General features: G+C 37.4%; 25 protein-coding genes, 1 pseudogene and 1 riboswitch. Of the genes and pseudogenes, 13 read left to right on the plus strand and 13 right to left on the minus strand.

Features of this window, described 5'->3' with window-relative positions; translation table 11 throughout:
- Positions 1-9 precede the first annotated feature (9 nt).
- On the minus strand, positions 10-609 hold the full coding sequence (recU, locus tag U9R83_RS07075; RefSeq protein WP_014460963.1) for a Holliday junction resolvase RecU: 600 nt from the start codon (positions 607-609) through the stop codon (positions 10-12).
- Between the two features lie 73 nt (positions 610-682).
- Between recU and U9R83_RS07080 the strand changes: the two genes are divergently transcribed.
- On the plus strand, positions 683-1,678 hold the full coding sequence (locus U9R83_RS07080; RefSeq protein WP_209368603.1) for a DUF2515 family protein: 996 nt from the start codon (positions 683-685) through the stop codon (positions 1,676-1,678).
- Between the two features lie 11 nt (positions 1,679-1,689).
- Here the strand turns inward: U9R83_RS07080 and U9R83_RS27670 are convergent, their stop codons facing one another.
- Complete coding sequence (locus tag U9R83_RS27670; protein ID WP_016763465.1) at positions 1,690-1,791, minus strand: hypothetical protein; 102 nt, start codon at positions 1,789-1,791, stop codon at positions 1,690-1,692.
- Between the two features lie 227 nt (positions 1,792-2,018).
- On the opposite strand from U9R83_RS27670, the gene U9R83_RS07085 reads away from it, so the two are divergent.
- The 3 genes and pseudogenes from U9R83_RS07085 (at position 2,019) to U9R83_RS07095 (ending at position 3,094) form a co-directional block, all read left to right on the plus strand.
- The gene (locus tag U9R83_RS07085) at positions 2,019-2,273 is read left to right on the plus strand and encodes a hypothetical protein (protein WP_014460961.1); all 255 of its coding nucleotides are present in this window, start codon (positions 2,019-2,021) and stop codon (positions 2,271-2,273) included.
- 45 nt (positions 2,274-2,318) lie between these two features.
- Entirely contained in the window at positions 2,319-2,669 is a 351-nt protein-coding gene (locus tag U9R83_RS07090; RefSeq protein WP_013056113.1) for a YppE family protein, read from the plus strand.
- A gap of 167 nt (positions 2,670-2,836) precedes the next feature.
- Positions 2,837-3,094: pseudogene (locus tag U9R83_RS07095) on the plus strand (hypothetical protein).
- Here the strand turns inward: U9R83_RS07095 and U9R83_RS07100 are convergent.
- Together U9R83_RS07100 and U9R83_RS07105 are read right to left on the minus strand one after the other, a co-directional pair.
- Positions 3,066-3,236, minus strand: coding sequence for a hypothetical protein (locus U9R83_RS07100; RefSeq protein ID WP_013056114.1), 171 nt, complete (start codon positions 3,234-3,236; stop codon positions 3,066-3,068). The pseudogene U9R83_RS07095 and the gene U9R83_RS07100 sit on opposite strands and share 29 nt — an antisense overlap.
- Before the next feature lie 125 nt (positions 3,237-3,361).
- Positions 3,362-3,556: a YppF family protein gene (locus U9R83_RS07105; protein WP_013056115.1), complete on the minus strand. Its 195-nt coding sequence runs from the start codon at positions 3,554-3,556 to the stop codon at positions 3,362-3,364.
- A gap of 230 nt (positions 3,557-3,786) precedes the next feature.
- On the opposite strand from U9R83_RS07105, the gene U9R83_RS07110 reads away from it, so the two are divergent.
- Positions 3,787-4,200 (plus strand): YppG family protein, encoded by a 414-nt coding sequence (locus tag U9R83_RS07110; RefSeq protein WP_182421850.1) that lies wholly within the window; start codon positions 3,787-3,789, stop codon positions 4,198-4,200.
- A gap of 28 nt (positions 4,201-4,228) precedes the next feature.
- Here U9R83_RS07110 and U9R83_RS07115 read toward each other — a convergent pair whose 3' ends face one another.
- Together U9R83_RS07115 and U9R83_RS07120 are read right to left on the minus strand one after the other, a co-directional pair.
- Positions 4,229-4,378: a hypothetical protein gene (locus U9R83_RS07115; RefSeq protein WP_014460958.1), complete on the minus strand. Its 150-nt coding sequence runs from the start codon at positions 4,376-4,378 to the stop codon at positions 4,229-4,231.
- Between the two features lie 147 nt (positions 4,379-4,525).
- Complete coding sequence (locus U9R83_RS07120) at positions 4,526-4,888, minus strand: CotG/ExsB N-terminal domain-containing protein (protein WP_328575175.1); 363 nt, start codon at positions 4,886-4,888, stop codon at positions 4,526-4,528.
- A gap of 168 nt (positions 4,889-5,056) precedes the next feature.
- Here U9R83_RS07120 and U9R83_RS07125 point away from each other — a divergent pair, with 168 nt between their 5' ends.
- From U9R83_RS07125 to U9R83_RS07145, 5 genes are all read left to right on the plus strand, one after another.
- Positions 5,057-6,145 carry a CotH kinase family protein gene (locus tag U9R83_RS07125; protein WP_209369333.1) on the plus strand — a complete coding sequence of 363 codons (1,089 nt, stop codon included), beginning with the start codon at positions 5,057-5,059 and terminating at the stop codon, positions 6,143-6,145.
- Positions 6,146-6,374: 229 nt separating this feature from the next.
- The gene (locus U9R83_RS07130; RefSeq protein WP_424461510.1) at positions 6,375-7,436 is read left to right on the plus strand and encodes a spore coat protein; all 1,062 of its coding nucleotides are present in this window, start codon (positions 6,375-6,377) and stop codon (positions 7,434-7,436) included.
- A gap of 69 nt (positions 7,437-7,505) precedes the next feature.
- A complete protein-coding gene (locus U9R83_RS07135; protein ID WP_014460954.1) occupies positions 7,506-8,168 on the plus strand; it encodes a hypothetical protein in 663 nt (220 codons plus the stop codon).
- Positions 8,169-8,334: 166 nt separating this feature from the next.
- Positions 8,335-8,452: riboswitch (SAM riboswitch) on the plus strand.
- Between the two features lie 70 nt (positions 8,453-8,522).
- On the plus strand, positions 8,523-9,668 hold the full coding sequence (locus tag U9R83_RS07140) for a trans-sulfuration enzyme family protein (protein ID WP_014460953.1): 1,146 nt from the start codon (positions 8,523-8,525) through the stop codon (positions 9,666-9,668).
- A complete protein-coding gene (locus U9R83_RS07145; RefSeq protein WP_014460952.1) occupies positions 9,652-10,833 on the plus strand; it encodes a trans-sulfuration enzyme family protein in 1,182 nt (393 codons plus the stop codon). Before U9R83_RS07140 ends, U9R83_RS07145 begins: the two co-directional genes overlap by 17 nt.
- A gap of 35 nt (positions 10,834-10,868) precedes the next feature.
- Here U9R83_RS07145 and U9R83_RS07150 read toward each other — a convergent pair whose 3' ends face one another.
- The 4 genes from U9R83_RS07150 to U9R83_RS07165 all read right to left on the minus strand — a co-directional run bounded on the left by U9R83_RS07150 (position 10,869) and on the right by U9R83_RS07165 (position 14,357).
- Positions 10,869-11,135: a hypothetical protein gene (locus tag U9R83_RS07150; protein WP_116737284.1), complete on the minus strand. Its 267-nt coding sequence runs from the start codon at positions 11,133-11,135 to the stop codon at positions 10,869-10,871.
- Between the two features lie 62 nt (positions 11,136-11,197).
- Positions 11,198-11,857, minus strand: coding sequence for an SIMPL domain-containing protein (locus U9R83_RS07155; protein WP_014460950.1), 660 nt, complete (start codon positions 11,855-11,857; stop codon positions 11,198-11,200).
- 183 nt (positions 11,858-12,040) lie between these two features.
- Positions 12,041-13,519, minus strand: coding sequence for a sodium/proline symporter PutP (putP, locus tag U9R83_RS07160; protein WP_042992235.1), 1,479 nt, complete (start codon positions 13,517-13,519; stop codon positions 12,041-12,043).
- A 292-nt stretch (positions 13,520-13,811) separates the two neighbouring features.
- Positions 13,812-14,357: a YhcN/YlaJ family sporulation lipoprotein gene (locus U9R83_RS07165; RefSeq protein ID WP_014460948.1), complete on the minus strand. Its 546-nt coding sequence runs from the start codon at positions 14,355-14,357 to the stop codon at positions 13,812-13,814.
- Between the two features lie 111 nt (positions 14,358-14,468).
- Here U9R83_RS07165 and U9R83_RS07170 point away from each other — a divergent pair, with 111 nt between their 5' ends.
- Both U9R83_RS07170 and U9R83_RS07175 read left to right on the plus strand, forming a co-directional pair.
- Positions 14,469-14,636: a hypothetical protein gene (locus tag U9R83_RS07170; protein WP_013056129.1), complete on the plus strand. Its 168-nt coding sequence runs from the start codon at positions 14,469-14,471 to the stop codon at positions 14,634-14,636.
- Positions 14,637-14,920: 284 nt separating this feature from the next.
- Complete coding sequence (locus U9R83_RS07175; RefSeq protein WP_013056130.1) at positions 14,921-15,124, plus strand: cold-shock protein; 204 nt, start codon at positions 14,921-14,923, stop codon at positions 15,122-15,124.
- Positions 15,125-15,511: 387 nt separating this feature from the next.
- Here U9R83_RS07175 and U9R83_RS07180 read toward each other — a convergent pair whose 3' ends face one another.
- The 3 genes from U9R83_RS07180 to U9R83_RS07190 form a co-directional block, all read right to left on the minus strand.
- Positions 15,512-15,823 (minus strand): DUF6509 family protein, encoded by a 312-nt coding sequence (locus U9R83_RS07180; protein WP_243549006.1) that lies wholly within the window; start codon positions 15,821-15,823, stop codon positions 15,512-15,514.
- A 160-nt stretch (positions 15,824-15,983) separates the two neighbouring features.
- Positions 15,984-17,495: a sensor domain-containing diguanylate cyclase gene (locus tag U9R83_RS07185; protein WP_209368619.1), complete on the minus strand. Its 1,512-nt coding sequence runs from the start codon at positions 17,493-17,495 to the stop codon at positions 15,984-15,986.
- Between the two features lie 149 nt (positions 17,496-17,644).
- Positions 17,645-17,896 (minus strand): DNA alkylation repair protein, encoded by a 252-nt coding sequence (locus U9R83_RS07190; RefSeq protein ID WP_243549008.1) that lies wholly within the window; start codon positions 17,894-17,896, stop codon positions 17,645-17,647.
- Positions 17,897-18,017: 121 nt separating this feature from the next.
- Between U9R83_RS07190 and U9R83_RS07195 the strand changes: the two genes are divergently transcribed.
- Positions 18,018-20,288, plus strand: a complete 2,271-nt coding sequence (locus U9R83_RS07195; RefSeq protein ID WP_042992234.1) for a DEAD/DEAH box helicase — start codon at positions 18,018-18,020, stop codon at positions 20,286-20,288.
- Positions 20,289-20,291 lie beyond the last annotated feature (3 nt).

Raw genomic sequence — 20,291 nt, forward strand, 5'->3', positions numbered from 1 at the left:
ATCATACTCTTAAAAGTATAATTTATCTATAGTTTTTATGTAATCGATTCTCGGATGGTAACCAAGTTCGATGAAATGTCCTTTTTTTTCAATATCTGCCTTAGGGATTGATTTTCGTCCATCTTTTTTCATGGCATCCCAATAAGGAAAAAGGAACTGTGCTTCGAACAAGTATATTTCTTGTAAAGTAGAGAACATTAATATAACGAAACAAATCCCGTTTTGTTTCACAATTTGCTTCATATGTTCAATTTGATGTTCATGAAAATTACGCAGTGGAAATGAGGTTTTATTTCTCGTTTCTTTTGCTTCAAAGTCAAGGTGTTTTCCTTTATAGACTCCATTATAGTCTGTAGTAGAAGCCTGTTTAAAATAAGCTTCTTTGATAACAGCGGCACTTCTCTTCGGATAGTCTACTTTTACAATTTGAACAGGGGTTGGTTTTTTGTGAACAATGGCTATTCCTTTTGAAACATAGTATTCGTTTGTTTCGTTTAAATCGTCCTCCAGCGTCATACCACGATTGCTATAGCTAGCTTCTAGCTTTTTAGGGGAAGGACTGCTGGTATTCAATGGCTTATAGGCCTTTCCGTTAGGATAGCGAATCATAACCATCACTCCTTTAGTGTAAATCTATTAAACAAACAAATTCTATTATACCAAATCCTACAAATAAAAATAGATGAAAGAAGATGAAGAGATGTCACTCAATAGTTCGGAACAAGCGCTGTTGACGGCGATTAAAAAAACCACAGACAAGCTGAATATTGATAATATATCAAGAACCCAGGCTTATGCAACTTTTTATCATAGATATCCTGAAGTAAAGTGGGCATTTCTCGCAAGTATGGTATCACGCAATGCAGGGTGGAATATGTGTGATTTGCAAGGAGAACCAATGAAAAAAGCGTTATCAAAGCAAACGCGCGATTTATTATTTTTGACGTATGAAAGAGCAAATTGGCTTATTTTTAAAGATGCCTTCCCGCAATTACTATTGTATGCTGTTTCGCGTAAAAAAAATGTCTCTTATGTTCATTTACTTCCCTATTTAAACGTTTCATCTTTTATCGAAGAGAAGTGGAGACAATTTATGCAGAGGCCTTGTGAACTGCAGCTTATTCATGCGTTAATTGTGAATGAGCAGCATGTTATTCAAAAGCCCGTTATTGAACAGCCTTTTTATCAAGATAGAGTGTTTAAAAGTACGCTGTTTTTTTTTCAAGATATATTCCACTTTAGTTCCGTCCTTTTTCCTACTACAAAAGGGGAATTATACGGTTGTTCTGTTCATGATTTTACAAAAGTAAATAATCGGATTGATTTAGGAAAGAAATTAGCGGCTTTATTATTTCATGAAAAGTATTATCCCTTGTTTTATGAATTTTCTTTGAAAACAAAGCATACGGGTTCGAGATACGATTATGAGCAGTATTATGTGAATGAAACCAGTTGCCGTACACCTGCTCTTCGAATGGTGTATCCGGCTATGAAACATCATGAAAAGAAGAGAGAAAAGTGGTTTTTAACGAAAAAAGAGGAACGAAAGCTCATGAAAAAGCCACCTTTTCCAAAGAAGGTTCATTTTACAAAGTGGTATCTCCAAAAGCAAAAGCAGCTGTATATATTAATGAAAGTAGCGCAAGTATTTAATGTAAATAAAAACGGTCACAAGTGACCGTTTTGTTTTTAAGTAGAAGGCTGGTTAGGACCGTTTAACTTTTTAGGATCACCGTAGGTTTTTGTTTCAGGCTTATTTTTAGGCTGTGATTTTTGCTGTTTGTTGGCCATATCTAGGCACCTCCTATCATGTTGTAATAAACGTTCAGCAGCGGAATGTATCTGCTTAGCTGAAATGTCTATACTAGTGTTTTCAATATGCTCACTTTCGATTCACCATAAATGAAAATGTCGAAAACATCTTTCTTTGACGAATAGAAACTAGTTTTGTCATGTGTGAAGGGACAATGAAGAAAAGAGAGAATACGTTATGCAAAGGAAAATTTGGAGGGATGGCGATGAAACAAAGTATGGTTAAAACAAGCGAAATGATGACTTTATTAGATAGCTTACTAGAGCAAGTAGATCTAGTGGATAAAACGATGTCTACATCTATAAATGAAGCATTTACACATTGTGAAGAAACATATATGGAACAAGTTCATCGCATTGACCAATCACTGCAAGAAATTGAAGTAGCTGTGTACGAAAGCATGCCTTCCGAAACAGAATGGAGTAGAACCCGAAGAGAAATGGTTCTTCATACAGTATAAAGGTTGTTTATGTTACAATAGTCATCATAGAGGTGACGAGTAACGATGAATGAAGATGTGAAAAAAAGTACGGAGATCATGTTTCAATATAATGAAGTAGCTGTAGAACGATTAGCGTCTATTCAACAGGAAGAAAATTATGAAGTGAAATTTTTTGAAGAAGTAAAGCCTTATGGAGATATTTTCTTCAAAGAACTTGATGAATGGGCTAGTCTCGTAACGGAATGGCTGAAGAAAGAGCGACCAAAATATATTCATGTTAATCAAGTAGAGACGTTAAAAGAAAATTTACAAAACGTTGTACTACAGTCATTTTATCCCGAGACGCGAGAAAAGCGATTTAAAAAGATGTATCACTCAAATAAGTATGTGCTCGAGTCGATATTGAATAATTAATCCCGGCCTTCCGTTAAGATCTACAAGGTGGGGATTTTCTATGTATGAGATGGTAACAAAAGTATTTTACTCGAAGTGAAAAACGAACTATCGATCATTTTTTTTGATTCGTAGTTCGTTTTTTTGATGATCAGCATAGCTTTCATCTGTTTCGTTCCTTCGAGTAGTTGATTGGAGGGCAAGGCGAAGACTCCTGCGGGAAAAGCGGAACAGATGAGACCCCGCAGGAGCGCAAGCGACGAGGAGGCTCAGCGGCCGCCCTCGGAAAGCGAAGCCTTGCACAGAGATCAACTGCGGTGTTATAAGCGGTTCAGCTCATGTATCCCATTTGTTCGTTTCTAGATTGGATTCATTTTGTTATGTTCCAGCCTCTTTTTATCATGATCAATCAAAAAGTTAATCAAAATCTTTTTGAGATTGGATAGAAACAGCTGGGTGATCTTGTGAAGCGACTGTATCGATATGATAATCAACTTTTTCGGTATGTTTAGAAGCAACGGCGTTATTTGTTTTAGTTACTGCGCTTTGCCCCTGCTTTTTATGATCAAAATGTTTTCCACGACTCATGAGATAGACCTCCTTTATTGAATACTATGGTAAAGCTTTTATAGTATAAACAAGTCAAAAAAGAAGTATGTGTCCACTTTATAGGAAACAAAGAAACCACCGATTTCTCGGTGGTAGTAAAAAAATTAATCATCTTGTGCACTAAAATCGGGCTTAGTAGCTCCAATTTGTTCGAGTTCACGTACAGCGGCTTTGTAATTCATAGGAGTTAAAAAACCTTTTAAATACTGTTGCTGAGCAAAATCGAGTAATTCATTACTTGACTGCGGCTCATATTGTTTCACCGCAATAAAAGCTTCTTGAAGTTCGTTCACATACATGTAAATTCCCTCCTAATCCCCATTTGTGCCACTACGTATAGGTAGTATCACTTGTTCTTATCGTACCATATATTTAAATAATCTCGTTTTTTTGAAAAATTTAAACTTTCGACAGAAACCTACATATTTTTGAATGTGTTCTCCAAAAGTACAAGTAGACGAACGTCACCTCTTATTTCTGCATACATACTATATATTATGTAATATTAAAAAGGAGGTATTGATTTTGCATGTATACAAGTAAGCACTATCCGTATTATGAGCAACATCAACCAGAACGTTTTGATTTAAGTCAGGTACATCCATTTCCACAGTATCATCAGCAGCCATGGACGGAAGCTTATATGCCGCAACATCCGTACGCTCAGCAACAAATGCCTTTTGGCCCTCAGCAAATTCCTTATATGAACGGAATGTACCAACAGCCTATGTACAATAATGCAGCTGCGCCTTTTAATCCATACCCTAAAGGTCAGCAGCAAAAGCCTCAGCCATCTCAATTTCAGTCATTAATGTCTCAGTTTAAATCGAGTGATGGCAATTACGATATGAACAAGATGATGAATACTGCGGGACAGATGATGGGTGCCATGAACCAATTAACATCCTTAGTAAAAGGATTTTCCGGGATTTTCAAAGTATAAGGACTAGAAGGTGTTTTCTAGTCCTTGCTTATTGTTTTTTCTTTTGATTTTTCAAATAGGTTTCTCCAAGAAGTGAAAATACTTCGTTGTAAGTTAATCCAGACTGAGCATTTAAACGTTTGACTTCTTCGACATCTGTTGTTGATGAAGTTGAAATTTGATGTTTGTTTTTTTTCATAAAACCTCTCCTTTTCTATGTAAAATGAATAACGCTCCATCTTAGTATATTTCCAAATGTTCCTCTTCTATAAGTGGAAAAAAACGCCCAAGACACCCATGGTTCTTCGGCGTTTTTTTTTTCAATAAAGATGAGTGTTTAGGGAAATTAAGAACGGCGAGAACGACGAGTGCGGCGAGTAGAACGACGAGTGCGGCGAGTAGAACGACGAGAACGGCGAGTAGAACGACGAGTGCGGCGAGTAGAACGACGAGAACGGCGAGTAGAACGGCGAGAACGGCGAGTAGAACGACGAGTGCGGCGAGTAGAACGGCGAGAACGGCGAGTAGAACGACGAGTAGAACGACGAGAGCGACGAGTAGAACGGCGGCTACTGCGGCCAGTGCTACGAGAAGAGCGACGCTTTCTTGTTAGTGGACCAGCAGTTGGCTCTTGAAACATAAAAGATTTCAGTTCTGTACATTCTAGGGCTTCAGCAGCTTCTTTAATTTTTTCAGGTGTAATATGCAATACAAAAACCTCCTTGACAATTGGACTAGGTCTTGCATTAATAGAATACGCGCTAATGCTTGTCCTTGATATGAGTCAAAAGTGGAGTTTGCGCAAATAGTTGATGCTGCGGGGTATCATGGAGAATTTACCCTTCATATACTTTAATAATTGAAGAAAGGTGGTCGAATCATGAATCAAAAAGAAATCCCTCAATACGCTCTGTTTGTAAATGTAAAAGATTTAAAGGAAATGCAAAAAGATATTTGGTCAGAAGAAGCGGTTCAGGCAACGATGAAGTTTAACAAAAAACGCTACGATATTGATTTGCTGCTAAGAGGCTCCCACATTCGGAAGATGAAGAAAAAGTCATATTATATTGAATTTTATTCTCCAAAAATATTTCAGCGCGCCAAAGAAATACACCTAAACGCCGAATACAAAGATCCATCGCTTATGCGCAACAAATTGTCTCTCGATTTTTTCTCCTCTTTAGACGTTTTATCTCCTCACTCTCAGTTTGTCACTCTTAAAATTAATGGGAAAAATGAAGGAATATATCTTCAGCTCGAATCGGTAGATGAACTATTTTTGAAAAAAAGAAATTTAGCGGAGGGATCCATATTTTATGCAGTGGACGGAGATGCTAATTTTTCTTTGATGAGCGATTTGGATAAAAGGCCGAAAACAACTTTGTTATCTGGATATGAAAATAAAGCAGTGAGAGAAGGGGATGAGGAAAAATTAGAAAAGTTTATATTTAATCTTAATACGTGGACAAATACAGAATTCGAACAGAATATTGAGAAGTACTTGAACGTCGACCGCTACTTATCTTGGTTAGTCGGTATTATTTGTATGCAGAATTACGACGGTTTTGTCCATAACTATGCCTTCTATCTAAATCATGAAAGCGGGCGCTTTGAACTGATTCCATGGGATTATGATGCAACTTGGGGAAGAGATGTAAATGGAAAAGTAATGGAAGGAGACTATGTCCGCGCACAAGGATTTAATACGCTTACAGCTCGCTTACTGGCGGTGAACAGCATTAAAAAGCAATATATTCAAAAAATGAACAATGTTCTAAATAATCAATTTACAATAGAATACATGAAACCAATCATTTATCAACTGCATGAGTATATTGCTCCTTATGTATTAAAAGATCCTTACGTAAAAGATAACTTGGAGCAATTTTATAAAGAACCCGAATTTATGCTGTCTTTTATAAAAGAACGAACAGCGTATATTAAAAATAACCTTTTGACTCTTTAAAAAGAGATAGATTTATAGGCAATTTATAGGCAACAGTGGATTTTGTTAATAATAGGCAAATGCAGGAAATCAATAGCTGTACATGATACGTATATATACAGTATGAATGACCAATAAGGATAACTAATAAGGAGGAAAAACAATGAGTAACTATTACTATGGCCAAGAACAAGGGCAAAATCAAAATCCGAGCCAAAAATCAAGCCAAAAACGCAGTCGAAATATACAAATGCCTGATAAAGGCTATTCTTCTCACTTCAAACCCCTAAAAGGAAGAGTGGTGACCGTTTATCGTGGAGGACCTGAATCTAAAACGGGTTATTTGGTTGACGTGCAATCAGATTATTTAATCTTAGCAGTAGAAAGCAACAATAACAATAATGGTGAAAATAACAACCAAAACAACCAAAACAACCAAAACAACCAAAACAACCAAAATAATAATCAACAAGAATATACACTTGTATATTATCACTTAGCGCATGTAAAAAGTATTACTGAAGATACTATGTCAAATTCGGCACAAACGTTTACAGGAATTAGTGCAGACTTAGAATTATATCGAGGAAAAACTTTTGCTGGAACTTTATCATTAATGAAAACTAAATATGTGCAGGTTAATCAAGGTGGACCTGAGAAAAAAGCAGGTCAGCTTCTTGATGTCTTAGGTTCATTTGAATCTGCTTATATAGTATTACTCACAGAGGATGACGGTATCATCTATATTAACACTGACCACGTTAAGAGTGTAAGTGAATATCAAAACAACAATGGAGATCAAACTACTCAATCTGTAAATGAACTCTCCGTGAGTCAAGAACCAGAATATATGAAATCCAAGAGTTTCAACGATCTGTTTGCACACCTTTCTCATAAATGGGTATCAATCAATAATGGAGGACCTGAAGCGGTAGAGGGCGTGTTAGTACAAAGTCGAAACGGCACATTTACACTTGTTCAGAACAATCAAGTATTACGCTTACAGCCAAGACACGTTAAAACCATTTGTGTAGGAGCAAAAGGAGCTTTTAAGCAAAACGACAACAATCAAAATAACGAGCAAACAGAAGAAAATGGAGAAACTGAAGCTGCAGAATCTACAGAAGAACGTACAGGAGGCCGTACGGGAGGCCGTACAGGAAGACGTACAGGAGGTCGCACAGGAGACCGTACAGGAAGACGTACAGGAGGTCGCACAGACGATCGCTCTCGAGGACGCCGTACGGGTTCACGCTCTTCAGCACCGGCCGAGAAAGTTATTAAAACGAAAAATTATCGTTGGAAAGCATGATGAAATGGAACATAAAAGGTGCTTATAAAGCACCTTTTCTATCATATAAGAAAAAGGAGGAGAATCAGAATGAGTATGAATCATTATATCAATAAAATTGTGGAGTTGGATATTTCAGGTAAAACGACATTTGTTGGCAGACTTATTGATCTTGGATTAGATATTATGGTTTTGTATAATGGACATGATTATTTGTATATTCCTCTTTTACACATGCATCGTTTGCGGGAAGTATCGGAAGAAGACTATACGGTTTTACGTGAAATAGAAGAGAACTTAATAGAAGAAAGTCAGCGGATTTCTTATCGTAATATTTTACAGCAGGCAAAAGGGAAGTTTATTGAAATTTATGTAACAGGAGGGAAATCATTGCACGGCTATATCACAAGCGTGCTGAATGATTATCTTGTGTTTTATTCTCCAGTGTATAAAAATGTCTTTGTTTCTCTGCATCATTTGAAATGGCTTACCCCTTACAGTAATGAGTTAACCCCTTATTCTTTAAGTGACAAAGAGCTCCCAGTAAGGCCTGCCTCTGCACCTTTTGTCAGAAATTTTGAAGAGCAGCTTAAAAAATATGAAAATCAACTGGTCGTATTAGATTTAGGGGATCAATCAGAAAAGATTGGCGTACTTAAAGAAGTTTCTAATAATATTGTTGAACTGATTACGGCAAATGGAGAAAGTATGTATTGGAAGTTAGCTCACGTAAAATCTGTGCACTTGCCTTAGAAAAAGAGACCTCGCTGTCGTCTCTTTTTTTATGTCCTTATCAGGACAAGTATATTGAATAAACAAATAAGATGATTTAAATTTTTTAGAAAATTATGTTGACAATAAAGAAAATCTTTATTAAAGTTAGTAACAACAAACGTTAACCACCAACAATTATATAGAACTCTTATCAAGAGTGGCGGAGGGACTGGCCCTGCGATGCCCGGCAACCATCAAATGAAACATTCATTTGAACGGTGCTAATTCCTGTGGAACATCAGTATTGTTCTAACAGATGAGAGAAATCGTGTATAAACGAACACTCTTTCATCTGTGAAGAGTGTTTTTATTTTGAGTTAAGGAGAGAAATAGATGAAAATTGAAACTTTATTAGTTCGTTCAGGAGTAGGTCGTGACCCTTCAACAGGTTCTATTACAACACCCATTTACCAAGCATCAACATTTGCTCATCCTGCTTTAGGGCAAAGTACAGGATTTGACTATGCACGTACGGCAAACCCTACTCGTACAGCATTGGAAGAAGCAATTGCTGCTTTAGAAAAAGGAGAGGTAGGAGTAGCATTCGCTTCAGGAATGGCGGGTGTAATGTCAGTTTTAGCACTATTTAAAAACGGAGATCATTTAATTGTATCAGAGGATTTATATGGAGGAACGTACCGAGTACTAAATGAAATCTTTTCAGAGCAAGGAATTACTGTTTCGTACGTCAACACAGCCCATCTCGAGCAAGTAAAAGATGCGCTTCGTCCCAACACGAAAGCTTTATTTATTGAAACACCTACAAATCCAATGATGCACGTGACTGATTTGCCAGAAGCAATTGCGTTAGCTAAACAGCATGATTTGCTTACTATCGTTGACAATACCTTCATGTCCCCTTACTATCAGCGTCCTTTAGAGCTTGGAGCAGATATTGTGATACATAGTGCAAGTAAATACATTGGGGGCCATAATGATGTAGTTGCTGGTCTTGTAGTGGCTCGATGTAGTAGCTTAGGAGAGAAAATTCGTTTTTATCAAAATGCAGCTGGGGCAATCTTAGGTCCACAGGATAGCTGGTTGTTATTACGCGGTGTTAAGACGCTAGCGCTTCGGATGGAAAAGCATAACGAAAACGCACTGAAAATTGCAAATTGGCTTACTGCTCACGATCTCGTGGAAAAAGTGTATTACCCTGGTCTTGAAACACATCCAGGCTATGAAATCATGAAGAAACAAGCAACTGGATTTGGAGGCATGATTTCTTTTGCTGTCTCACACCCTGACATCGTGTCAGTACTTTTAGAAAATGTCAAAGTTATTACATTTGCAGAAAGCTTAGGAGGCGTGGAAAGTTTAATGACATTCCCAGCTCGTCAAACACACGCTGATATTCCGGAAGAAATTAGAAATCGTGTCGGAGTAACAAACTGTTTACTGCGATTATCAGTTGGAATTGAGCACGCAGATGATTTAATTAAAGATTTGAAGGAGGCATTTGATGCATACCAACAATAATAAACATAGATTTGGTACGAACTTAATTCATGCAAATACAGGAATTGACGGTCATTTTGGAGCGGTTAACGTACCTATTTATCAGGTATCTACATTTAACCAAGAAGATGAGACGAACAACGGCCGTTATGACTATTCTCGTTCAGGAAATCCAACTCGTGAGGCTTTAGAAAATACCATTGCTCAGCTAGAAAATGGGTACGCTGGTTTTGCTTTTTCATCAGGTATGGCTGCTATCTCATCGGTGTTATCTATTTTTGAATCAGGGGATGAAATTTTAGTTTCACACGATACGTACGGCGGAACATATCGTGTATTAACACGATTATTTTCAAAGTTTGGTATCAAAACAACTTTTGTTGATACAACGAAGGTTGAGAAAGTAGAAGAAGCTATTACAAAAGATACGAAGGCTATTTATATCGAAAGCCCTTCAAATCCATTTTTACAGGTAACCGATATTAAAGCAGTAGCAAGTTTGGCGAAGGAGCGCAATCTTCTTACAATTGTGGATAACACGTTTTTAACACCTTATCTACAGCAGCCGATTGACCTTGGTGTAAATATTGTGATTCATAGTGCTACAAAATATATCAGCGGCCACAGTGACGTCATTGGCGGTTTAGTTGTAGTAAGCGATGAAAAGCTAGCAGAAGAAGTAAAGTTTGTACAAAATGCTTTTGGTGCTATCTTGGGGCCACAGGATTGTTTTTTACTGCTTCGAGGAATTAAGACATTAAAAGTTCGTTTAGATCAGCAGTTAAAAACAGCACTGCAGTTTGCCAAGTGGCTTGAAGAACAATCACTAGTGAGCCGTGTATACTACCCGGGCTTAAAAAGTCATCCAGACCACAAACTGATTTCAGAACAAGCAAATGGATACGGAGCTATGATTTCTTTCCAAGTACAGGATGAAAAAGTAGCACGACATATTTTGCAAGGAGTCAAATTGGCTTCAATTGGCGTAAGTCTAGGTGCAGTTGAATCCATTCTAACGCATCCTGCAACAATGTCTCATGCAAGTATCCCAAAAGAAGTACGGGAAGAAAAAGGAATTACTGATTCACTTCTTCGCCTTTCAGTAGGGTTAGAGGAATTCGAGGATTTGAAGCAAGACTTTAACGCTGTTTTTCAAAGCTTAGAAGAAAAAGCGTTAATTAAATAAAAAAAGGACTTCCATCAAGGAAGTCCTTTTTCTTGTTATATACAGCTATCTAAAAGGTTTGTGTATAGGGACGTAAGCGCAACTTTTTCATCAGAGGAAAGACTGCTGTTTAGAATTCTTTTTATGCCAAGATGATATTTCACATACGGTGTTTGCCGGACGCGCGGATGAGTCATTTCATCTCTTAAATCTTTCAGAATGGCTTCGCGAAGCTGATCTTCACTTGTCATGGATTGTTTAGAAGCGAACGAACGGTTCAACCATAGGGTTTGATAAGCTGCTAGTAAATGTTCAGAAGTCATTGTGCAAAGAGCTCCTTTAGATTAGTTTCTTCATTATAATAATCTATAGTTTACCATAAGTATTAATACGTGTACGTAACTTTTACAGAAGCAGATACAGTCAAGGACTGAGCTTGAATAGGGGGAGAGGCTGCTAATAACTTAGGCGAGGATCCAGATGACTGATAGACGGGGCCTTCTTCGATTAAAATGGGAGTTTGGTTAATAGGGAGCTGCAGCGTGTTGGCAATGGTAAAGGCCTTTTCTTTAGCGTTAAGCAAAGCTTTACTTATCGCTTCTTGTTCATATTTATCATCATTTGTAACGTGGAATTGAAGATCTTGCGCTACGTTGGCTCCGCTTGAAAACGTAGCGTTATAAACATCGCCAGCTTGTTTTACATCCTGTACTCTTACTCTAAACAAATGCTGTACTTCGTATCCTGTAAGAGTCGATTTTCCATCGCTGTAATCATATTTAGGATTTATGGTGAATGAAGCTGTTTCAATTTGTTGGTCATTGATTCCAAGTTTTTTTATCTCTTGCAGCAGAGTATTTGAAACAGCTGAATTTTCTTTTAAGGCTTCTTGAACGTCTCGGTTTTCAGTGCGCGTTCCAATCGTCATGGAAATTTCATTTGGAATGGCTGAAGCACTTCCTTCACCAATTACTTTAATTTCTCTATTTTGTGTATCTACGCGCATTTGTTGTGTAGGTTCATAAGGGAAATAAGAATGTTGCATACAAAAACCTCCTTTATTAATCTTTAATATATATATGATAAGGAAGAGAGATTAAAAACAAAAAGAGATTGAGATATAACTAAATCAATTCAATCTACGTTCACTATCACAACCAAAAGCTCCGAACGATGAATCGTCCGGAGCTTCCTTCAATTGAAATATGTTTGTCCATCCTCTTTTTGTTTACTTCGATTCTTTTATTAAAATTTCTTTCATTTCAACAAATTGCTGTTGAACATCGCTTGATGGTTTCTTTGTTAGGAAACTTACGATAATGACAGCTAATAAACTTAAAAAGAACCCTGGAATCATTTCGTAAAGAGTATCCTTCAACGGAGTATTTACCCAAATTAATACCGTGACAGCACCTACAATCATTCCTGCAAGTGCTCCCCATCGAGTCATACGCTTCCAGTATAGACTTAGTAAAATAGCAGGACCAAATGCAGAACCAAATCCAGCCCATGCGTATCCGACAAGTCCTAAAATCGTATCACTAGGTTTTAAAGAAAGCAAAATACCAATAATTGCAACACCTAAAACGGCAGCTCTTCCGACTGTTACAAGCTCTTTGTCAGAGGCTTTGCGTCGGAAAAATGTTTTATAAAAATCTTCTGTAACAGAGCTTGCCGTTACAAGCAGCTGAGAAGAAATCGTACTCATAATTGCCGCTAGTAGAGCTGCATATAAAAATCCAGTAATTAACGGGTTAAAAAGTATATCTGCAAATTTAATAAAAATAGTTTCAGGATCTGCTAGTTTCATACCCGTTTTTTCTACATATGCAATTCCAACAAGTCCTGTCAGCATAGCACCAATAATAGAAATAATCATCCAGCTCATTCCAATACGACGTGCGGGTTTTAACTCTTTAACAGAAGAGATAGCCATAAAGCGAACGATAATATGAGGCTGTCCGAAATAGCCAAGTCCCCAGGCCAAGAAAGATATAATACCTAAAACGGTTGTACCTTTAAAAATGTCCAGGTATGCTGGATTAATGTTCTGTACAATATCCATTGTTGTGTTAACGCCTCCAACATTGGTGAAAGCTACAATGGGTACTAAAACTAAGGCAAGAAACATAATAACACCTTGAACAAAATCTGTTAAACTAACAGCTAAAAATCCACCGAAAAGAGTGTAGGCAATAACAACAGATGCTGTTACAAATAAGCCAATTTGATAATTCACACCAAATGCCGATTCGAACAATCGTCCGCCTGATACCATACCAGCTGAAGTGTAAAGAGTGAAGAAAATAAAGATAACAATCGCTGATACTGTTCGAAGAATCTTGGCGTGGTCGCCAAAACGATTTTCAAAAAAGTCTGGAATTGTAATAGAGTCGTTCGCTACTTCCGTATAAGTGCGAAGACGCGGAGCGAGGATTAAATAATTTAAATAAGCACCAATAGATAAACCTACTGCAAGCCATAAACTTGAAAGGCCTGTCACATACATGGATCCTGGAAGCCCCATTAACATCCATCCACTCATATCTGAAGCGCCAGCTGAAAGCGCAGTAACGGCCGGACCTAGTCCGCGTCCGCCTAGCATGTAACCCGATACGTCTTGAGTTGTTTTTGTGTAGGCATACCATCCTATTCCAAGCATTCCTACAAAATAAATGCCCAGTGAAATATAAACACCAATATCCACCAAATCTCCCCTTTATGCATTTTTTATGCATGAAACGAGCACTGCTCGCCATGCAAACATCTTATGGTTTCTAAAACTAACAAACTTTTCCCTTACTATCAACCCACAAAACCGTAAATTACCTAAGTCTAAAATCCCCTAAACCTTTATATTACAGAAATGAAAACGTTTTCAAAATAAAGTAAAATAAAAATATTCAGAAATTTATAAGAGCAATTTTTATGCAATATTTTATGCAAAAAATAAAATAAAAAGAGCATTTCGTAAAATGCTCTTTTGTCATTCATGTATATTAGCGTGAGTTCGGGAATACGCGGCGAACCACTTCTGAAAACTCGTCAAACAGTCCAGAGACTGGTTTGCCGGTTTGAAGCTTGTCTACATATCCGTTCATACGGTTTACAAAGTCAGGGTTTGTTGATACAAACACTCGATGAACACTGCCGTCAGCTTTTCTCACTTCATGTGCAATCTTATGCTCCATATCTTTTGTGAGATTACCTTCTTTGTTATCGTCTAATACAGCTGCTACGTAAGCTGTATGATCGGTTACGATTACGTTAGCATCTTTTACGTTTTTTAACGCTACGATACGATCAGCTGCCACATCGGCTACTCTCATTCCGCCGGACTGATTGTACTGTTCTTTTTCATTACGCTGTACGTCTTGCGTATCGTTTACATCATTCATTTTCGTTTTATTGTTTCCATTTTCATATGTGACGTTGCGGACTGTATTATCGTCAATGACGCCATCTTTACCTTGATCTGCTGTGCTGCAGCCGAATAAAGAAAGGGTCGTCATGCAGCCTACAACAAACAAAAACGATTTCTTCATGATAGTATCACTCCTTATAAGTTTTAACCTTTCTTATAATTTGTTAAAAACGTGTGAAGCATACATGAAAAATATAAAAAAGCCTATACTATCGAAAAAGGAGGAATATGTATGAGTGGAATCCAACAAAGCATATTTGTGCTTCATACAAAAGAAGAAAACCATGAAGAAACAACAACGTTTGCGTTAACTTCAGAAGAAGCTAAGCTGTTATTTGAGACCCTGCAAAATAAGCGAAAAGAAATTATCGACGCCCATATTGATAACATGTTGACGTAAGGAAGATAATATTTTGCAAAACGGCTGAGCCGTATGCTAAGAATGGCCCAATATTTGCATTCTACATATAGGTATAGTATAATGTAAACGCAACCAAATTTAATAAATGTAATGAATACTACGTTTGACCATACACTCGAATTAGATTTAGTGAAAATTCACTTGTTATAAAGGAGATCTACTTCGCGTAGGTCTCTTTTATAATATGTGAATTTTTTATTTACGGTATAAATGTAAATATAGAGTAACATATTAAAATTTTTACATTTTTGGAGGTTTTTTACATGGCTACTACAGGTACAGTAAAATGGTTTAACAGTGAAAAGGGCTTCGGTTTTATCGAAGTACCAGGCGAAAATGACGTATTCGTTCATTTTTCAGCTATCCAATCTGAAGGCTTCAAAACATTAGAAGAAGGCCAAAAAGTTGAATTTGAAATCGTTGAAGGCCAACGTGGACCTCAAGCGGAGAATGTTGTAAAATTATAATTCAACGCTACATATGAAAGCTGCCAATAGGCAGCTTTTTTTTGTGCAAATTCGTTTTATTTGTATGATTAAGAAAATAGATTAAAGTAGGGGAGAAGGAAAGGTATGAATTCATTTCATTGCTGTGCCACATGTCAACATTTTCAAAGCATTAAATTGGATAAGGGAATGAAGTATCAATGCAAAAGACTAGGCTATGACACCCGTCCTTCTTATCAGTTTACATGCTGGGAACCAAAAGAAGTAGTTAAAAAACTAATGGAAAAACGAAGTAGATGAAAGCTATGTTTACCATGACAGAAAAAAACAAGAACTGTTAATCAGTGATTTTGATTAATCGTTCTTGTTTAACTTTAACTAGAATACTTTTGTCCAAGCCTCTTTTAATTATTCCTCGTTATTTGTATCTTCCTCTGAAGGTAAATGTTTCCCACAAAACTCTTTGACAGCTGCTGCTTCTTCTTCTTCAAGGTCGAAGTTTAATACTTTATTTGTTGAAACTTCGTAGAAATGAGTTTGGGCAATAGAAGTGTTATCTTCGCCTTTAATATATACTACGCGTAGTGCAAGGTCGCTGCCGGTATATAATTCATCCTCTTCTTCTACCTCAATGTATAAATGAAATTCATAGCGTTCACCTAGAAGGAGACCAAATGGATCCTGCAATTGTTCAGCTGTATATTCTTTAATTGTAAACATATGTACGTCCTTTCCGTATATCAGTAAAATACTTGCATCATCTATTATAGTTTTTCTTTGCAAAGAAAGAAAGTGCACGCGTAATTCATGCACGGATTTATTCCTTGATCATTCTATTTAGCAAATCTACTTGATGCGATGGCGCAAGGACTTCGATGATTTACTTAAAGGCGGAAGAAACGCGCGTATGTTTTTGCTTATACATAGCAGCATCTGCTTTTTGAATTAATGTATCTAGGTTGGTGTCGTCTGAAGGCGCACATATAATAAACCCGTAACTCGCAGACAGTGTATATGGCTTATTAAATTCTTTCTTTTTATCTTCTAGCTGTTCATTAATATTTTGCCACAGCTCGTGTACGTATTCTTCCGTTTGTTCAGGAGCAATTAATAAAAACTCGTCACCTCCGTAGCGAAAGAGCGTATCATTCTTGCTAATATAGCCACCAATTGATTCTGCTATTGTTTTAATAAGCCAGTCGCCTTCTCTATGACCGTATTGATCATTTACTAGTTTTAAAGAATTAATATCGATAAAACATAATAGAAAAGATGTATAATTGGTTTTAGCTCTCAGCAGTTCCAGCTGCAGTTTTTCCATTCCGCTTCTTCGATTTAAAATTCCGGTTAGCATATCAGTTGAAGCGTGCAAGCTCAATTCATGCTCAACCGCTTTTAAATCGGTTATATCGGTAATACCGGCGAGTATGCAGCTTTCGCTTTGATACTCTAGTAATTCATAATTGATCATAACCCACTTAGAATCTCCATGTTCACGTGCTTCTAGGATGTAGTTTTTTACATATTTCTCTTGTTGAAGACGTTTTAAAATCTCCTTTCGATCTTCATCGGTAGGGTAGATTATAAATCCATCTATTTGGTCAAGATCTTGAGAAGCAAGATTGTAAAAATGAACAGCTTTATTGTTAATGAGCAGCACTTTGTGGTCGGATAATCTCGTTAATAGTAAAGGATAGGGATTAATTTTGAACAGCGTAAAAAAATTACGTTCGCTTTCTTTTAGCTGTAAATGATTCATATATTCTTTGTGACGGTATGTATAAAGAATGTATGAAATAAGTAAAGCGATAGCAACTGCTGCCGTTGTATTGATCTGCTTTGAAATAAGAGAAAAAGAATCCGGTACATATCGTGACAAGCCGTATAATAAAAAAAGATGGTTAGGAATAAAAATAATGCACAGCTGTTTTAATTTCATAGGACATAAAACAGCTGTGGAAATCAAAAGCATCATATATACGTCTACGCGACCTGTGAAAAGCTGACTGTTAATAGTAGAAAGTGCTGCAGCAAATACGTAATAAAATATATAGCCATATACAATGGTACTTAAGTAGTTAGCAAACCGCTCTTTTCTCTTACTAACATAATAGAAAAATAAATAAAGAGAAGAGAGAGTAAAACTAGTGAAATGAATACCAATTAGTGTATGTCTAAACTGAGATGTCCCCGCATGTTGAAGTAAAGAAAATCCTATATAAATATAAATAGGGTAGGAAACTACAAGAGCAAGTGAAACTAGCTTGACTCTCTGTTGAAGCATTTCTGCATTCGTTTTATCGAACATTTTATCTTCATTAACTTCTCTTCCTGAAGGAAAACGAAATTTCTTCAAAAAGGAGAAAGGTAAAAGCGAAAGAAGAAATGACATGACCATCATCTCCATATCTTTTTTAGGTATTTTAGCATGTTTGTATAAGAAAAGACATGAATTTTTTAGATGAAAATGTCTGCTTTTCCATCGAGAAAAAGCATTAAGAGTTATATGATTAAAGGTGAGGCCAAAGAGCCTCACCTTTTTTATTGAAGTTTATTCGATTCAGCATGCCGTACAAACATGGTTTCATCTTCTACTAATCCGCAAGCTCCGCACTGAATGCGTTTTTGCGGTCCATTATAAGCAGCGTGAAAGGCATCGAGCGTATCGTTTGTGTATTCTTCTACAACGTCTCCGCTTCTTGGATCCATTTTTACAGGTTTAGCATACTGTTCAATGATATTAAAGCGCGTTCGGTTTGTTTTGCAGCTAGGGCAAAGATAAGGGCTTCCCATTTTTAACATCTCCTTGAAAAATTTACTGTATTAATACCATGTCCGAATCCACCAAAAACATACAAAAACTTATGGTTTTCTATCGAACGTTCATTCGTTAAAATAGAAGCAGGTGATGAAAATGAGAATACGAAAAAACTTACAAGAAGTAATGGATATCTTACAAACCAATCCATCGTATCAGCAAAATATCGTTCATTGGCATACAATCGAAGAGAAAGAAGCTAAAACTGCGCCATTTCCAGCTTCTTTGCATACGAAACTGCGGCAAGCACTTGAGAACCGAGGAATTGGTTCGCTTTATACGCATCAAAAAACAGCGTTTGATTTGGCGACAGCTAAGAAGAATGTTGTGGCTGTGACGCCGACAGCATCGGGGAAAACATTGTGCTACAACTTGCCGGTACTCCAGAGTATTGTGGAGAATGATCAGGCTAGAGCTCTTTATTTGTTTCCAACAAAAGCGCTTGCCCAAGATCAAAAAAGTGAATTAAATGAAATCATTGAAGAAATGGAAGTACCAATCAATAGCTACACGTATGATGGAGATACTCCGGCAAATATCCGTCAAAAGGTGAGAAAAGCAGGTCATATTGTTATTACGAATCCAGACATGCTTCATTCAGCTATTTTACCTCATCATACTAAATGGGTATCACTGTTTGAAAACCTGAAGTACATTGTGATTGATGAACTTCATACGTACCGCGGTGTTTTTGGAAGCCACGTAGCCAACGTTATACGCCGGTTAAAGCGAATTTGCCGCTACTATGGAAGCAATCCTATCTTTATTTGTACATCAGCGACCATCGCTAACCCAAAAGAACTTGCTGAACATTTAACGGGAGCTCATGTTATGTTAGTAGATAACAACGGAGCGCCTAGCGGTCGCAAGCATTTTATTTTTTATAACCCGCCTATTGTGAATAAACCGTTAAACATTAGAAGAAGTGCTACGCTTGAAGTGCGAAATATTGCAGGAGAGTTTTTGAAAAATAAAATTCAAACGATTGTATTTGCACGAAGCCGAGTACGAGTGGAAATTATTTTAACGTATCTGCAGGAGCTCGTAAAAAACCAGCTTCAAAATAAGTCTATTCAAGGGTACCGCGGAGGATATTTGCCGAAGCAGCGACGCGAAATAGAAAGAGGACTTCGAGAGGGCAGTATTTACGGGGTAGTCAGTACGAATGCTTTAGAGCTAGGAGTGGATATCGGGCAGCTGCAGGTGTGTGTGATGACAGGTTATCCAGGCACGGTAGCAAGTGCTTGGCAGCAAGCAGGACGAGCAGGGAGACGTCATGGAGAAGCCGTCATTGTGATGGTCGCAAGTTCAAGTCCGCTTGATCAGTATATGATTCAGCATCCGGATTACTTTTTTAGCAGAAATCCAGAAACAGCTCGAATTAATCCTGATAATCTTGTTATTTTAGTCGATCATTTAAAATGTGCGTCCTATGAGCTGCCGTTTAAGCAGGGAGAAACATTTGATGGGGTAGAAATTGAAGACGTGCTGGAGTTTTTGCAAGAAGAGCGAGTGATTCATTTTAGCGGAGACAAATGGTACTGGATGAATGATTCGTTCCCAGCTCATAATATCAGTCTGCGCTCCGCATCCCAAGAAAATGTTGTCATCATTGATCAATCGGACGTTGCAAATGTGAAAGTAATTGGAGAAATGGATCGCTTTAGTGCCATGACGCTTCTTCATGATGAGGCGATTTACTTGCATCAAGGCATTCAGTATCAAGTAGAATACTTGGACTGGGATGAGAAAAAAGCGTATGTTCGTGAAGTCGATGTAGACTATTTCACCGATGCAAACTTAGCGGTTAACTTAAAGGTTCTAGAAGCTGATAAAGAGCGACTGGAAGGAACATATTCAATCGGTTATGGCGATGTAATGGTCAGCGCCATGGCTACGATATTTAAAAAAATAAAGTTTGAGACGCATGAAAACATAGGGTCAGGTCCCATTTCACTTCCGGAAGAAGAGCTTCATACAAATGCCGTGTGGCTAAGCTTTGAAAAAGAACAGTTTTACGAATCTGAAGAACGATTGGAACAAGCGCTCATTTCTGTGGCAAATGCCCTTCAGTCAATTGCACCGCTTATGGTGATGTGCGATCCGTCTGATTTACATGTAGTTCCTCAGATAAAAGCGGTGCACAACGAACAGCCGACTATCTTCTTATATGATCGATACCCGGGAGGCATTGGGCTAAGTGATAAAGTATACGAACAAATGAATGATGTGCTAAATCAAGCCAATCAATTAATTGTAAATTGTTCTTGCGAAAGCGGCTGTCCGTCTTGTATCGGTATGGAAGCACAGGGAGAACACGCAAAAGGCGATGCGCTCGTGCTGCTACAACAACTGCAAAGTAGGTGAACT

Origin of the sequence: Priestia sp. LL-8, assembly GCF_036227845.1 — a bacterium.
Taxonomy (GTDB): Bacteria; Bacillota; Bacilli; order Bacillales; family Bacillaceae_H; genus Priestia; species Priestia zanthoxyli.

What these genes read in the sequence shown, in the direction of transcription:
- recU (WP_014460963.1), bottom strand. Translation starts at nt 609, where the DNA reads ATGATTCGCTATCCTAACGGAAAGGCCTATAAGCCATTGAATACCAGC.
- U9R83_RS07080 (WP_209368603.1), top strand. Translation starts at nt 683, where the DNA reads ATGAAAGAAGATGAAGAGATGTCACTCAATAGTTCGGAACAAGCGCTG.
- U9R83_RS27670 (WP_016763465.1), bottom strand. Translation starts at nt 1,791, where the DNA reads ATGGCCAACAAACAGCAAAAATCACAGCCTAAAAATAAGCCTGAAACA.
- U9R83_RS07085 (WP_014460961.1), top strand. Translation starts at nt 2,019, where the DNA reads ATGAAACAAAGTATGGTTAAAACAAGCGAAATGATGACTTTATTAGAT.
- U9R83_RS07090 (WP_013056113.1), top strand. Translation starts at nt 2,319, where the DNA reads ATGAATGAAGATGTGAAAAAAAGTACGGAGATCATGTTTCAATATAAT.
- U9R83_RS07100 (WP_013056114.1), bottom strand. Translation starts at nt 3,236, where the DNA reads ATGAGTCGTGGAAAACATTTTGATCATAAAAAGCAGGGGCAAAGCGCA.
- U9R83_RS07105 (WP_013056115.1), bottom strand. Translation starts at nt 3,556, where the DNA reads ATGTATGTGAACGAACTTCAAGAAGCTTTTATTGCGGTGAAACAATAT.
- U9R83_RS07110 (WP_182421850.1), top strand. Translation starts at nt 3,787, where the DNA reads ATGTATACAAGTAAGCACTATCCGTATTATGAGCAACATCAACCAGAA.
- U9R83_RS07115 (WP_014460958.1), bottom strand. Translation starts at nt 4,378, where the DNA reads ATGAAAAAAAACAAACATCAAATTTCAACTTCATCAACAACAGATGTC.
- U9R83_RS07130 (WP_424461510.1), top strand. Translation starts at nt 6,375, where the DNA reads ATGCCTGATAAAGGCTATTCTTCTCACTTCAAACCCCTAAAAGGAAGA.
- U9R83_RS07135 (WP_014460954.1), top strand. Translation starts at nt 7,506, where the DNA reads ATGAGTATGAATCATTATATCAATAAAATTGTGGAGTTGGATATTTCA.
- U9R83_RS07140 (WP_014460953.1), top strand. Translation starts at nt 8,523, where the DNA reads ATGAAAATTGAAACTTTATTAGTTCGTTCAGGAGTAGGTCGTGACCCT.
- U9R83_RS07145 (WP_014460952.1), top strand. Translation starts at nt 9,652, where the DNA reads ATGCATACCAACAATAATAAACATAGATTTGGTACGAACTTAATTCAT.
- U9R83_RS07150 (WP_116737284.1), bottom strand. Translation starts at nt 11,135, where the DNA reads ATGACTTCTGAACATTTACTAGCAGCTTATCAAACCCTATGGTTGAAC.
- U9R83_RS07155 (WP_014460950.1), bottom strand. Translation starts at nt 11,857, where the DNA reads ATGCAACATTCTTATTTCCCTTATGAACCTACACAACAAATGCGCGTA.
- U9R83_RS07165 (WP_014460948.1), bottom strand. Translation starts at nt 14,357, where the DNA reads ATGAAGAAATCGTTTTTGTTTGTTGTAGGCTGCATGACGACCCTTTCT.
- U9R83_RS07170 (WP_013056129.1), top strand. Translation starts at nt 14,469, where the DNA reads ATGAGTGGAATCCAACAAAGCATATTTGTGCTTCATACAAAAGAAGAA.
- U9R83_RS07175 (WP_013056130.1), top strand. Translation starts at nt 14,921, where the DNA reads ATGGCTACTACAGGTACAGTAAAATGGTTTAACAGTGAAAAGGGCTTC.
- U9R83_RS07180 (WP_243549006.1), bottom strand. Translation starts at nt 15,823, where the DNA reads ATGTTTACAATTAAAGAATATACAGCTGAACAATTGCAGGATCCATTT.
- U9R83_RS07185 (WP_209368619.1), bottom strand. Translation starts at nt 17,495, where the DNA reads ATGTCATTTCTTCTTTCGCTTTTACCTTTCTCCTTTTTGAAGAAATTT.
- U9R83_RS07190 (WP_243549008.1), bottom strand. Translation starts at nt 17,896, where the DNA reads ATGGGAAGCCCTTATCTTTGCCCTAGCTGCAAAACAAACCGAACGCGC.
- U9R83_RS07195 (WP_042992234.1), top strand. Translation starts at nt 18,018, where the DNA reads ATGAGAATACGAAAAAACTTACAAGAAGTAATGGATATCTTACAAACC.